We start from the raw sequence: 13,420 nt of genomic DNA on the forward strand, positions 1-13,420 counted from the left end.
ATCAGCCAACAAGGAAGCTACACCTTGGGAATAGAATAGATAGAATAGTTTAGATTAGAATAAGATTGAATAGATAATATTAGTGTTGGTTGTTTGTGTTTAGATTAGGCATTTGCCCTGTAGTCTCCTGCAGGGCATTTGTTTTTACAACCTAGCCGAAGGGCTTATACCCAGCCTTTGCGCTCACTGAAGTGATTACACCCAAACTGTGCGCCCGTGATCATTTCAAACCTTCTTGGTTTCTTATCTTCCGGTCCTTCGTGAACCAACGGAAGTACATAAGCCGGCTCCAGAGCGTGCTGGCCGGTTAACTCGTCACACAAACCAAATTCGTTGCTTTGAAGTTGTACTTTGTTTTGATCCTGTTCCCAGTGGTTGCAGTTATTACATATCGCTTCCATATCTTTATAATTTAAGTCTCACATAGTGTTACTTTCCCTTTTTACCTGCCTACACCCGCCACAGGTTGCATACAACCACTGTTATTTAGCAATTTAGAATAAGGCTAAACAATGCCAGTCTGCTAAATTATCGGATTTACTTTGGAGGATGAGTTGCTTGCAAGACAAGATGAAGACTTAAACAGATCTTATCCATCGAAAGCCCGGCTATACCTTAGTCAGGGCTAGCAAAGTTGCATAGCAGCGTATTTAGACCGAAATTTGTGGGAAAAGCGCTACATGAAAATCAAACTCATTGCGATCGGCAAAACAGACGAGGCATTTCTGGAGGAAGGTATACAGAAGTATATGAAACGGTTGAAGCACTACCATCCCTTCGAGTTTACGATCATACCTGATGTGAAGCAGGGTGGCAAATTTACAGCTGATAATCTAAAAGAGGCAGAAGGCAAACTGTTGCTGCAAAAGATACAGGATGGCGACCACGTGGTGCTACTCGACGAGCAGGGCAAGACCTTTACCTCCACTGAGTATGCCCACTTCCTGCAAAAAAAACTCAACACCGTTACCACCAACCTGGTCTTCATCATCGGAGGTGCCTATGGTTTCTCCCCCGCCATCTATGAGCGGGCAAATGATAAAATCTCACTTTCTAAAATGACATTCTCACACCAGATGGTTCGCCTGTTTTTCGTGGAGCAGCTATACCGTGGTTTCACGATTTTGAGGGGCGAGAAGTATCATCATGATTGAGGGCTGTTTTCCGATTAACAGTGATGCTTACTACTACATACTCTCCTGACAGTGGCAGAGTATGTAATGCCAGGTATACCTACCAAAACAAAAGAGCCTGCAAGTTATTCACTTACAGGCTCTTTTGGGTTATGCAGCAGAGAGCAAGGGATTCGAACCCTTGATACCCTTTTGGGGTATACACACTTTCCAGGCGTGCTCCTTCGACCACTCGGACAGCTCTCTATTATGGGTGCAAATATACGCCAATAACTTACACTATCGCAAATTTTTACAGCCCTATACCTTATAAATATATTGCGCCTGCTAGATGCTGATCTCTCCGCGAAGGTTACTGGCAAGCAGCTCACGGGTTTGCGTTACCGGCAGGCCGAGCCCCAGCACAAACATTAATTTTGTAATGGCTGCCTCGGTCGTGATATCGTCGCCCCCGATTATACCCATGTTGAGCAGGAACTTGCTTGTTTCGTAGCGCCCCTGGTCCACCCTGCCCTCGTCGCACTGTGACACGTTCAGAATATAAATCCCTCTTGACAGGGCATCCTGCAGCATCTCAAGCAGCCATCCCGCTGTGGGGGCGTTGCCTGCACCAAATGTTTCGAGTACGATGCCGCGCAGTCCCGGCGTTTCCAGCACGCTGCGCATCACCTGCGGCGTTATGCCCGGAAAAAGTTTCAGGATAGCCACATTGTCATCCAGTTGCTGGTGCACGTGCAGTGGTTTTTCCGAATGCGGCAAAATAGCATTATCATAAAAATCGATGCTGATGCCCGCTTTGGCAAGTAACGGATAGTTCTCCGACTTAAAAGCATTGAAATGGCGGCTCTCTACTTTCTTGGCCCGGTTGCCCCTGATCAGGAGGTTATGGAAATAGACACAAACTTCTGGCACGACACTCTTCCCATTGATCTTGGTAGCTGCAATCTGCAAAGCAGAGATCAGGTTGGCGCGGGCATCGGTGCGGGTACGGCCGATCGGCACCTGTGCACCGGTAAAGATGACGGGCTTGTCCAGGTTCTCGAGCAGGTAGCTGAGGGCAGAAGCGCTGTAGGCCATCGTATCGGTGCCGTGCAGCACAACAAAGCCATCGTAGTCGGCGTAATTGTCGCGTATCAGGTTGGCCAGCATCAGCCAGTCGGCGGGCGCCACGTTAGAGGAATCGATGGCCGGTTCAATACTCAGCACAGTCAGCAAATACTTAAAGTTGCTCAGTTCGGGTACCTTCTCCAGTATCTGACTGAAGTTGAAAGGCACCAAGCTGTGCTTTTCATCATATACCATACCTACCGTGCCCCCGGTATAAATGATCAGAATGGAGGCGTCCGAGTGCGCAGGTGCGGCGGTGTCGATGTTGGTTTTGACTACTTTCATCGCTTAGCGTTTGAAGAGGTTGAGGGCATTACGGGTTGTGGCGGCGGCTACTTCTTCCACTGGTTTTTGCATCAGTTCAGCCACGCGGCGTGCCACCAAAGGCAGGTAAGCGGGCTCGTTGCGTTTGCCCCGGTGCGGTACGGGCGCCAGGTATGGGCAGTCCGTTTCAAGTACCAGATCATCCAGACTAACATGCGGCAGTACCATGTCCAGGCCACCGTTCTTAAAAGTGGCCACACCACCTATACCCATCAGAAAACCGAGTTCCTTCACCTTGGCAGCCTGCTCCACTGTGCCGGAAAAGCAATGGAATATACCTTTCAAACTGCCGTCCTGTGCAGCGGCAATGATCTCATAGGTTTCGTCAAAGGAGTCGCGGGTGTGGAGCACGATGGGCAGTTGGTGCTTCTTGGCCAGTTCAACCTGCACTTTCAGGGCCTCTTGCTGCTGCGGTAGAAAAGTTTTGTCCCAATACAGGTCAATGCCACACTCGCCAACCGCCGCAAACTGTCGCTTGCCCAGCCATTCCTCCACCAGGTATAGCTCCTGCTCAAAATCCTTATTCACCGAAGTCGGGTGCAGGCCCATCATCGCGATGCATTGATCAGGGTGCTTCTCTTCTGTTTCCAGCATCACATCGATGGAGGTGTGATCAATGTTGGGCATGTAGATTTTCTCTACGCTGGCTTCGAGTGCCCTTGCTACCGCCTCGTCACGGTCCTGTTGAAACTTCTCTGAATAGATATGTGCGTGCGAATCAATTAAAGTCATGTGCGTTCTTTTGGATCAAATATCTCCGTGCAAAGGTCCGAACTAATGGTTAAGGCTGCAAGTACTACAGCATATCACCACTTATATGGCAGGATTTGCTTGTCGAATAGTTACATGGTTGAATTGTTAATTGTGCATGATCGCTGCTCGGTGCACGATTCGGACAGGTCGCGACCTGTCCCTACGATAAAAGGACAGTGCTATGTAACTTTTTTTCATTAGAGTGTAAGGCTGCTAATGCTGAATTCTCAAACTCCTAATACCTCCTCCCCTTCCACTTCACTTTGGTCGGCAGGAAAAAGTAAAAGATCAGAACGAAAGTAGTCACCAGCAGGTATAGCTCAAAGGCAATGTACTGCCACCAGGAGGCACTGCGGTTGAGTCGTTTCAGGCAGATGTGCATGAACACGCTTTGGAGCAGCAACTTGACGACCGCAATGCTGAGCGCTATACCTAGGGAGGCCTTAAAAAAGAAAGGAATCAGTACAGGATAATAGGCTGAGTGCAGCACAAACAAAGCGAACATATACTTGGGCATGAAGACCGAACCCCGCATCCAGCGCTTGCGCTGCTCCAGCAGTGCGCCGTAACCGGGGGCAGGCGCTGACCACGCGAGGACCTTGCTATTGTACAGATTGCGGAAGCCATAGCCCCGCTTGAGTATCTGGTTGAAAATGGCAATGTCTTCTGTAATCGAAAAAGGGATGCTCTCAAAACCTCCTACGTCTTCGTATGCTTTGCGGGTGAGCAGCATGTTGTTGCCCATGGTTGTGACCGGCATGTTCAGGTCGCTGAACACCTGCATCAGGCCAATTGAGAACAGCCAGTCCATCCGCTGCATCTTATCGAACAGTCGGTTACCTTTCACCGTGGTCAGTCCCGTCACAACACCCACCTTTTCATCCAGTCCTGCCAGCATGGCCTTTATCCAGGTAGGCGGCACTTCTATATCGGCATCGGTGAAGAGGAAAATGTCAGAAGTTGCTTTGCGGGCCAACTGCGCCAACACATTGGCTTTGCCTTTGGCCTGACCCAGCGTGCCGATAATGGGCAGGCAGGTATAGCCGGGCTTGTCCTGGATGAAGGCTTCTACCAGGGCGCGGGTGCGGTCAGTGGAATCATCGTCACCAATCAGCACTTCTATCTTCTCTGTGGGGTAATCGAGCACAGCAATGGCCTGCAGACAAGCCAGTATGTTAGCTTCTTCGTTACGGGCCGCGATCAGAATGCTGACATTAGGTAGGTTGGTAACCTTTACCGTATAGCGCCTGTGATTAAAGAGCAGCAGCAACAGAAGCGCTATAAATACGATAAAATACAGGATAAAATAGGCGACAGATACCATCATAGGGTCCGGAAGGTATAGCCCTGTGCGGTAAAATGGTCTAAAAAACGAGGCAGGGCATATTGCATGTTTCGCTGGGCCTTCAGGCTGTCGTGGAATACGATGATGCTGCCGCTTTGGGTACAACGGATGGTTTCGCGCAGGCATTTTTCAGGGCTGAGCGAACGGTCGTAATCGTTGGTGAGCACATCCCACATTATCAATTCATAATCGGGCCGAAGGGCCGCTGCCTGTTTTAAGGAAATGCGGCCGTAGGGAGGTCGGAACAATTTAGGATGTGCTGCATCAGAATTAAGCCGCTCGAGCTCTCGCTGACACTGCTGCACGTTTTCAAGATAATACTCCAGTGAGGTTTCCCAACCGCGCAGGTGGTTGTGCGTATGGTTCGCCAGCCTGTGGCCCTGTTTTAAAATCTGCTTTGCTATACCTTGATGCTTCACCAGATTATCACCCACTGCAAAAAAAGTCGCTTTCGCCTTGTAGTGCTCCAATTGCTCCAGCACCCAGGGCGTCACCTCCGGTATGGGTCCATCGTCGAAAGTCAGGTATAGCACCTTGCCCTGTTCTTCCCTCAGCCAGGTATAGCCAGGCAATATTCTGCGAAGCAAGGCGGGAGTCTTGTAAAGGCGGAGCAATTTTAATTGTTAAATTGTTGATGATTAAATTGTTGAATGGCTGCTTACAGGCTATTCATTTGAAATTCAACGCTCTGCTAATAAGTAGCTTTCCTGTATTCTTGAAAAACAATTTAGCAATTTAGCAATTTAACCATCAATCCTACTTAAACCTGCACGACAGGAGCGTGATGTCGTCGTTAAAGGTAGACTCTTCGTTGTAGAGGTTGATGGCGTTGAGCAGTTGCAGGTGCAGCATCTTCGAGCTCAGGAAACGGTTCTTCTGCAGGAATTTAATCGTCCCTTCTATACCGAACTCCGATTCGTCTTCATCAAATACCTCGGTCAGGCCGTCGGTATAGCAGAGTATAATGGCATCATGTGGCACATGGATCTTGCCAACGTTCATGAAAGGCAGTACATCGAACACGCCCAGCATGGTGCAGCCATCGTTGAGCAGGTCGTGGGTATCGTTTTCGTAGAGTAGAATCGGGGCGTTATGACCGGCGTTTACGTAACTCAGCTCCCGCGTGCTGCGGTTGAAGATAGCGACAAAAGTGGTAATGAATTTTTCGGCGATCGCATTGCGGTAGATCAGGTGGTTGAGTTCCGACACCACAGTATTCAGGTCAGCCGTCTGGCGCAAAATGGTGCGCAGACCGGCCTGAAAATTCGACATCAACAGCGAAGCCGGCACCCCCTTGCCCGACACGTCAGCCACGCAGAAAAGGAACTGGTCTTTGTCAATCTCTATAAAATCGTAGTAGTCCCCGCCAATGGATGAGTGCGGAATGTAGCTGGCGTGAATGGCCACATCCTTGTCATTGGGCAGGCTTTTAGGGAACAGCATCGACTGCACTTCACGGGCAATCTCAATCTCTTTGCGGATCGATTCCTGCGCCAAACGCTGGCGTGCCATGCGGTGGTTTTCGATGGCTACGAGCATGATATTACTTACCGTCTGCACAAAGTTGAGCGCCTCGATATTGGTGTAGTAAGGCAGGTTTTTGCCGATCATCACAAAAGCGAGCACTTTGCCATTGTGCAGAATCGGAATCACGATCTCGAAATTACGCCACTTCTTGTCCACGATCAGCTTAGACATGCGGGTGATTTCCTTGAGTTCGAGAATGACGTCGGGGAGGTGTTGCTTAGCGGCTTCCAGATCGGTACCGTAGCTCACTTTGCAGTCCCACTTCTCGTCGTGCACAAACAACGCCAGACGATTGATCTGCAGCTGGGCGATCAGCGTGAAGCGGTATATTTTATAGAGCGCCTCTTCGGGCAGGTTGTCGTTAATCGCCTGCGTGATTTCCAACAGGGCCGATAATTCCAGCTTTTTGAGGTTTAACTCTTGCTGTATGTTCGGAGCAACTATATCAGGCATTCAGTTTCATAGGTTAGGTTGGCGAAAAATCCGCACGTGGGGACCCTCCTGCCAGTTATACCTGTCACGCAGGTATAGACCGCGTAAATTTACAAAAAATCAACCGCATTCTCTGCCAAACCCTCCAAATCCTTTCAAATAATCCGTATTCGTCCCGTACGTTTACATGCAACTACGTAGCCAAGGCATTTGTTTAGAATTGCTTCGGGAAATACTTGTATCAGATGGAATTATGCACCACAAGGCCGGCTTTGGTGGCCAGGTAGTAGTAGTGCTGGCATTGTTCCCCAAAGGCAGTTTCATCATACTCGTGCTCCGTATCCGGGTCCGGGTATAAGATCCGGATATAGCCTTTGGCAATCAGGTCGCGCAGGGCCGTGCAGAGTTCTTCGTCAGTCAGGGCGCTGGTGCTTTTGAGGTCAGGGTAGGACGTCACAAAATAGAGCTCGTCCATGATGGCAAATTCATTCTCAGTCATGATTATGGATGGTTCGGCCTTTCCAGGTATAGCGACCTGAAAGACCCATGATAGCGGTATATAGTACGTAAGGAATGTAAACTAGCTGCAACGGAAGCATATAAATCAGATAATTTCGCCTCCGCATGAAAGTCAGCACGCGGTTTAAGAACAGGAAATCGATCAGGAATTTGGCTGCGTAAGCTGCCAGAAAAACCAAGGGCGAAATCCAGTGCAGCAGCACGGCAGGTATAGCCAGGAAAAGAAAAAGGTTGACGGCAAAAACACGCAGGGCCACCAGCTTAACCGATAGACTTTGGTAGCTCCGCCACTTGCTAGCCCAGCGCACCCGCTGTGCAATAAAACTGCGCACGGTTTTGCGCGCTTCGGTATACACGATGGCTCCGGGGTGCTTCAGAAATGCGATGCGCTCAGGGTATAACTGACTTACTTTGTGCAGCAGAAATTCATCGTCGCCACTGGCTATTCCTTCGTTTCCGGCAAAACCGCCCACCTCCTCAAACACAGCACGGGTATAGGCCAGGTTGGCGCCATTGCACATGTTCGGTTGCCGCAGGCCGATGGAAGCGCCCCCCACTCCGATCAGCGAGGCAAACTCTACCAACTGCATACGCTCCAACATGGTCTGAGTATGGTGAAAACAGACAGGACCCGAGATAAAGATAGCCTGCTGCGATTGGAAGGTATAGGCGAAGTGCAAGAGCCAGTCAGGTTGCACCCGACAGTCGCCATCGGTAAAAGCTAGCAGCTCACCATCAGCCTCCGCTATACCTTGTTTGATGGCGGCTTTCTTGCCGGTGGCGGTTGTGTGATCATCTAACCGGATCAGCCTTAGCTGAAGCCTGGTGTTAGGTATAAAACCCTGTACAAACTCATCAGTTCCGTCCTCTGAGTGGTCGTCTACTACCAGCACATCAAAGAGATCAGCCGGATAGGTTTGTTCTTCCAGATCCTGCAGCAAGTTGCGTATGTGCCCTGCCTCGTTTCGGACGGGAATGATGACGGTTATTTTGGTGGCAGGTATAAACCCCGCAGGTATAGCAGGTATAGGGAGGCGGTTCCAGGCGGACAAACAGCGCAGGATGACCCAGCCATAGGCAAGCAGCGACATCAAAAGCAGTAGCATGAACATCAGGCGCTCCCTCCTCTCCTGCCCATCTTCAGGCGCAACACAAAATACAAACCGACCGCGCTTGGCACCACGATGTTGAGCAGCCAGAGACTCAGGCTGGCAGTCAGCACCTGTAGACGCTCCTGCCCGAGTAACCCAAACACGTACATGGCCGACAATTCCCGCATACCCAGATCAGACAGCAGCGACACCGAAGGCACCACCGACTTCAGAAAGAATGTAGTAGACACGCCACTGATGTATTCCACAGGACTCAGCCGTACTTCAAACAAAACGAGCAGGAGAACAAACTGTAGCAGAAACACAAAATAGCGCAGCAGCGAGAGCAACAGCACCCGGTTCATTTCCCCGAAGGTATAGCGCCCCATTATGGCCAGGTATTTTGCCAGTTTGCGCAGCGGTCCTACTGCTGCGACTAAGGCCACCATGGCGCGTGCATTAAAGAGCAGTAATAGCATGGTTGCATTGAGCACGAGCAGCAGAAAGAAAATACTAAGGCAGACTCCCGGATACTCCATCCAGTAAAGCAAAAGAGCAAAGTAGACCAGCCCCAGCGTACCGACCAGCACGGTGGCCACCAACTGACAAAACCTGCCGATGAAAACCGCTCCTATACCTTCCAGGCGCTCCTTACTTTTGAGCTCGAGCACACGGCCGGCGTAGTCGCCCAAACGATTGGGGGTGATGAAGCCGAGCGTGAGCCCTACCATGACCGCACGGAACGCCCGCAGGTATGAAATGTGTTCGAGCTTCTGCCCCAGAATTTGCCATTTCCAGGCCTCCAGTCCCCAGTTGACAGGTATGAGCAGCGCACTTAAGATCAGTAGAAAAGTATAATTGCTTTGACGGGCAGCTTGCAGTATAGCTTGCCAGGAGAGCAGCGTGTCGGGTGCCGTAAAGATGGCCAAATACAGAAAATAGAAGGTGAGCAGCACCACGACAACTTTGCCGGAAACTAAAAGGAACCTTCTGTTGCGGGTAATGTTCAAGATATTGTCTTAAATTGCGGCTCTTATGGTTTACTCTCCTGCCCTCCCACCCAACAAATTGATTCTTGGCATCGACCCCGGCACGCAAGTCATGGGCTATGGCCTGATAGAAGTAACCGGATCGAAGGTAAAGGTAGTGCAGTATGGCGTTATTCACCTCAAAAGCTACAGCAACCACGCCATCAAGTTAAAGAAAATTTTTGACCGCATGATACAGCTCATCGACGAATACTTGCCCGACGAGCTGGCCATCGAGTCGCCCTTCTTTGGTGTGAACGTGCAGAGCATGCTCAAACTTGGTCGCGCACAGGGAGTTGCCATCGCCGCCGCCCTTTCCCGCGACATCCCTTACGTAGAGTACGCTCCTAAAAAAGTAAAGCAGTCCGTTACCGGAAATGGCAACGCCTCCAAAGAGCAGGTGGCCGCCATGCTGGTTCAGATCCTCAAAATACAGCCCGACCCAAAGATGTTCGATGCCACTGACGCCCTGTCCGTGGCTCTCTGCCACCACTACCAGAAAGGTAATAACGCCAAAAAAGGCACCAACTCCTGGAAAGCCTTCCTGACCGACAATCCGGAGAGAAAACTGTAGAAGTTAAAGAGTTTGGGAGTTAGAAAGTTGAAGTGTAGCGATTTTACACCGTAACGTCGTGCTTGTATAAACCAACCTAAACGCTCTAAATGCTTTTTCTAATAATGCTTTCGGACACCCGTGTCTGAAAGGCCAGATCAACCGTACAGCGGACAATCAGCAATCCAACATCCCCATCAACTATCCTTCAATAAGTATAAGCTTTTGAAAATATTTCGCAGTTTTGTAAAAAATCGCATCTATCTTTCGTAAGGCTTATAAGTTTGCCTGATTTCCTTCCGAAACCCGACTAAAATCAGCCTGTAGCAAGGTATAGGTTTTGCCAAAAGACAAAGTTTAAACATGTTTTTGCTGGTGCGGTTAAATTTAGCGTCAGGCTTATTCTTAAATTTGAGTTATTTTTGCCGCTGCTTTGTCAAAGGCAAGTGTATAGGTGAATCCTAAACAGCATAAATGGATTTAGACAAAAATAAACCGGGAGCAGCTCCAGCCCGGCGCAGGTATGTAACGACACGCAGACTCGACAGGATTTTTGTTGAGTTGGCGAAAGTGTACCGTTTCAATGCGCGGTTTTTTAAGGAGGTGTGGTTTCCGCCTTACGAGTTTAGAGAGATTATCAAGCAGTGCTATGAAATCGGTGTGCGCTCTTTGCCGCTGATCTCGCTCACGGGCTTCATCATCGGTATCGTGTTTACCAACCAGTCGCGCCCTTCCCTGGCCGATTTTGGTGCCACCTCGCTCTTGCCCGCCCTTATTTCCGTAGCCATCATCCGGGCCATCGGTCCATTGGTGACGGCGCTTATTGCAGCAGGCCGGGTCGGTTCCGCTATCGGTGCTGAATTGGGTTCTATGCGGGTAACGGAGCAGATCGATGCCATGGAAGTGTCGGCCACCAACCCGTTTAAATTTCTGGTGGTAACCCGGGTGCTTGCATCTACCCTGATGATTCCGGCCTTAACGATGTTCACCACGCTCGTGTCGCTGTTGGGCGGTTACCTGAACGTGCACCAGAATGAACTTACCTCCCTGAGCGTCTTCTTTTACCAGGTTTTTGACGCCATCACCTTTCTGGACATCATCGCCTCGTCGGTAAAGTCTGTCATCTTTGGTTTCACCATCGGTATGGTGGGGTGCTACAAAGGGTATAATTCTTCTAAAGGCACAGAGGGTGTGGGCAAAGCGGCCAACTCATCGGTGGTAACAGCCATGTTCCTTATCTTTATTGAAGAGCTGCTCATCATGCAGGTTATTAACACAATCAGAGCTTTTTAATGGAGGCAAAACAAATAAACCCCAACATCGATAGGAGCGAGAAAGTGATTTCTATCCGGGGCCTCAAAAAAGCATTCGACGATTTTGAGGTACTCAGAGGTGTGGACCTTGATCTCTATAAAGGAGAAAACCTGGTGGTGCTCGGCCGCTCCGGTACAGGCAAGTCCGTGTTGATCAAAATCATCTCGGGTTTGCTGCAGGCAGACGAAGGAACGGTCAACGTTTTGGGCAAAGAAGTTAGCGGTCTCAAACCACGGGAGATGGATGCACTTCGGCTCAAGATCGGTTTTTCGTTTCAGAACAGCGCCCTGTACGACAGTATGACCGTGCGCGAGAACCTTGAGTTTCCGCTGGAGCGGCACGCGAAGCACATGACTGAAGCCGAACGGGAAGACACGATCCAGTATGTGCTGGAGGCCGTGGGGCTTTCGCAGGCCATCAACCAAATGCCTTCTGAACTGTCCGGTGGCCAGCGCAAACGAATCGGTATTGCCCGTACCCTTATCCTGAAACCAGATATTATGCTCTATGACGAGCCCACTGCTGGCCTCGACCCCATTACGTGTATCGAGATCAACAGCCTGATCAATGAAGTACAGGAGAAATTCAATACTTCCTCCATCATCATTACCCACGACCTAACCTGTGCCCGCGCCGTAGGAGACAGAATAGTGATGCTGCTCGACGGACAATTCCAACGGGAAGGCACATTCGAAGAGGTGTTCGACAGCAATGACGAACGCGTACAATCTTTTTATAACTACAACTTTATAGACTAGATGAGTTCTGCAGATAATAAACGCACTGTTATAGTTGGTATCTTCACTTTCCTGGCGATCGTGATTCTGGTGGCTGGTATTTTTATGCTGGCCGGTCAGCAAAAGCGCCTAATCAATACCGTTACTCTTACCGCTATTTTTGATGATGTAGCCGGATTGCGAACCGGCAACAATGTTTGGTTTTCGGGTGTGAAGATCGGCACGATCAAGTCCATCAACCTCTACGGCGACTCGCAGGTAGAGGTGGTCATGAACGTTGAGGAGAAGGTGCAGCAGTTCATTCGCAAAAATGCTTCGGCCCGCATCAGCTCCGAGAGCTTTATTGGCAACAAGAACATCGTGATTGACGGAGGCACCCAAGCTGCCGCTCCTATCGAGGACGGCGACAGAATAACAGCCATAAGCCCGCTTAATACCGATGACCTGATGGAAAAGCTGCAACAGAACAACGAGAACCTGGTTGCCATCACAGGTGATTTTAAGCAGCTTACTTCCCGCCTGGTTAAAGGCGAAGGAACCGTAGGTGCCCTGCTGACCGACACGACCATGGCCCAAAACTTCCGTGGTGTGGTAGCTAACCTGCAGCGCACTTCCGAAAGCACCGTTAATGCCTCACGCTCGCTGTCGGCCTTCACCAATAAACTCAACTCACCTGACGGCCTGGCAAACCAACTGGTAACTGACAAAGAGGTGTTCCAGCAGCTGAAAAACTCGATGACGCAACTGGAAGAGGCCACCGCTTCAACCTCTGAAATAACGGAGAATCTGCGTACGGCTACCACTCAGCTCAACAACAGCAATAGTGCGGTAGGCGTGCTTCTCAATGACCAGAAATTTGCCCGCCAGTTGCAGAGCACCATGCAAAACCTGGAGACGGGCACTGAAAAGCTCGATCAGAATATGGAGGCCCTGCAAAACAACTTCCTACTGAGAGGTTTCTTTAAACGACAGGCAAAGGAAGAAGCCAAGCAGAAGGAGCAACAACAAAACCAGCCGGCACCAAAGCAGGTACAACCAAAAGACACAACGCAACTGGAGTTTAAGCCTTCTATCCTGATAGAGAATTAAGCATAAAAAAGGGCGAATCCGAAAGATTCGCCCTTTTTTGTATGACTTGAAGGTATAGCTATACCTTAAGAAGCCGCATACTCCTTCCGGATCTTTTCGGCAACTTCCTCAAATTCTTCTTTGCTGAACTGCTGCTTGTTGGCAAAGTTCATGTCTGCCATCTTGTTGAGTGGGATCAGGTGCACGTGCGCATGAGGCACTTCCAGGCCTACCACCGCCACCCCTATGCGCTTGCAAGGAACGGCCTTCTCTACGGCAGCCGCCACTTTTTTAGCAAAGGCCATCAGGCCCAGGTATAGCGCATCGTCCAGGTCGAACAGGTAGTCGATCTGCTGCTTGGGTATAACTAAGGTATGGCCCTTTGTTGTCGGGAACACGTCCAGAAAGGCCAGGTAGCGATCATCCTCCGCTATTTTGTAAGCGGGGATCTCGCCTTTTACAATTTTAGTGAAGATAGATGGCTCCATA

Annotated in this window: 15 protein-coding genes and 1 tRNA gene; 5 read left to right on the forward strand and 11 right to left on the reverse strand. The window is 49.9% G+C overall.

The features are described 5' to 3' along the window. Positions 1 to 164: 164 nt before the first annotated feature. Positions 165 to 401 carry a hypothetical protein gene (locus tag L1278_RS16040; RefSeq protein ID WP_188499802.1) on the reverse strand — a complete coding sequence of 79 codons (237 nt, stop codon included), beginning with the start codon at positions 399 to 401 and terminating at the stop codon, positions 165 to 167. Between the two features lie 279 nt (positions 402 to 680). On the opposite strand from L1278_RS16040, the gene rlmH reads away from it, so the two are divergent. Further along, the gene (gene rlmH / locus L1278_RS16045; RefSeq protein ID WP_253406038.1) at positions 681 to 1,154 is read left to right on the forward strand and encodes a 23S rRNA (pseudouridine(1915)-N(3))-methyltransferase RlmH; all 474 of its coding nucleotides are present in this window, start codon (positions 681 to 683) and stop codon (positions 1,152 to 1,154) included. Between the two features lie 137 nt (positions 1,155 to 1,291). Here the strand turns inward: rlmH and L1278_RS16050 are convergent. From L1278_RS16050 to L1278_RS16090, 9 genes are all read right to left on the reverse strand, one after another. Then, a tRNA-Ser gene (locus L1278_RS16050) sits at positions 1,292 to 1,379 on the reverse strand. An 81-nt stretch (positions 1,380 to 1,460) separates the two neighbouring features. Continuing rightward, positions 1,461 to 2,525 (reverse strand): asparaginase, encoded by a 1,065-nt coding sequence (locus tag L1278_RS16055; protein WP_253406039.1) that lies wholly within the window; start codon positions 2,523 to 2,525, stop codon positions 1,461 to 1,463. Between the two features lie 3 nt (positions 2,526 to 2,528). Next, positions 2,529 to 3,296 carry a TatD family hydrolase gene (locus L1278_RS16060; RefSeq protein WP_253406040.1) on the reverse strand — a complete coding sequence of 256 codons (768 nt, stop codon included), beginning with the start codon at positions 3,294 to 3,296 and terminating at the stop codon, positions 2,529 to 2,531. A 256-nt stretch (positions 3,297 to 3,552) separates the two neighbouring features. Further along, the gene (locus tag L1278_RS16065; RefSeq protein WP_253406041.1) at positions 3,553 to 4,644 is read right to left on the reverse strand and encodes a glycosyltransferase; all 1,092 of its coding nucleotides are present in this window, start codon (positions 4,642 to 4,644) and stop codon (positions 3,553 to 3,555) included. Next, positions 4,641 to 5,276: a polysaccharide deacetylase family protein gene (locus tag L1278_RS16070; RefSeq protein ID WP_253406042.1), complete on the reverse strand. Its 636-nt coding sequence runs from the start codon at positions 5,274 to 5,276 to the stop codon at positions 4,641 to 4,643. Before L1278_RS16070 ends, L1278_RS16065 begins: the two co-directional genes overlap by 4 nt. A 142-nt stretch (positions 5,277 to 5,418) precedes the next feature. After that, positions 5,419 to 6,642 carry a PP2C family protein-serine/threonine phosphatase gene (locus tag L1278_RS16075; RefSeq protein ID WP_253406043.1) on the reverse strand — a complete coding sequence of 408 codons (1,224 nt, stop codon included), beginning with the start codon at positions 6,640 to 6,642 and terminating at the stop codon, positions 5,419 to 5,421. Positions 6,643 to 6,862: 220 nt separating this feature from the next. Next, positions 6,863 to 7,120 (reverse strand): hypothetical protein, encoded by a 258-nt coding sequence (locus L1278_RS16080; protein ID WP_253406044.1) that lies wholly within the window; start codon positions 7,118 to 7,120, stop codon positions 6,863 to 6,865. After that, entirely contained in the window at positions 7,113 to 8,252 is a 1,140-nt protein-coding gene (locus tag L1278_RS16085; RefSeq protein ID WP_253406045.1) for a glycosyltransferase, read from the reverse strand. Before L1278_RS16085 ends, L1278_RS16080 begins: the two co-directional genes overlap by 8 nt. Further along, entirely contained in the window at positions 8,252 to 9,241 is a 990-nt protein-coding gene (locus L1278_RS16090) for a lysylphosphatidylglycerol synthase domain-containing protein (protein ID WP_253406046.1), read from the reverse strand. The genes L1278_RS16085 and L1278_RS16090 overlap by 1 nt, the downstream gene beginning before the upstream one ends. A gap of 25 nt (positions 9,242 to 9,266) precedes the next feature. Here L1278_RS16090 and ruvC point away from each other — a divergent pair, with 25 nt between their 5' ends. From ruvC to L1278_RS16110, 4 genes are all read left to right on the forward strand, one after another. Continuing rightward, positions 9,267 to 9,833 (forward strand): crossover junction endodeoxyribonuclease RuvC, encoded by a 567-nt coding sequence (gene ruvC / locus L1278_RS16095; protein WP_256488675.1) that lies wholly within the window; start codon positions 9,267 to 9,269, stop codon positions 9,831 to 9,833. A gap of 453 nt (positions 9,834 to 10,286) precedes the next feature. Beyond that, on the forward strand, positions 10,287 to 11,105 hold the full coding sequence (locus L1278_RS16100) for an ABC transporter permease (RefSeq protein WP_253406047.1): 819 nt from the start codon (positions 10,287 to 10,289) through the stop codon (positions 11,103 to 11,105). After that, positions 11,105 to 11,884: an ABC transporter ATP-binding protein gene (locus L1278_RS16105; protein WP_253406048.1), complete on the forward strand. Its 780-nt coding sequence runs from the start codon at positions 11,105 to 11,107 to the stop codon at positions 11,882 to 11,884. Before L1278_RS16100 ends, L1278_RS16105 begins: the two co-directional genes overlap by 1 nt. Continuing rightward, a complete protein-coding gene (locus tag L1278_RS16110; RefSeq protein WP_253406049.1) occupies positions 11,885 to 12,952 on the forward strand; it encodes an MlaD family protein in 1,068 nt (355 codons plus the stop codon). It begins immediately after the preceding gene. A 65-nt stretch (positions 12,953 to 13,017) separates the two neighbouring features. Here L1278_RS16110 and L1278_RS16115 read toward each other — a convergent pair whose 3' ends face one another. After that, the gene (locus L1278_RS16115; RefSeq protein ID WP_253406050.1) at positions 13,018 to 13,419 is read right to left on the reverse strand and encodes an HIT family protein; all 402 of its coding nucleotides are present in this window, start codon (positions 13,417 to 13,419) and stop codon (positions 13,018 to 13,020) included. Position 13,420 lies beyond the last annotated feature (1 nt).

The organism is Pontibacter sp. HSC-36F09, from assembly GCF_024171605.1.
GTDB lineage: Bacteria > Bacteroidota > Bacteroidia > Cytophagales > Hymenobacteraceae > Pontibacter.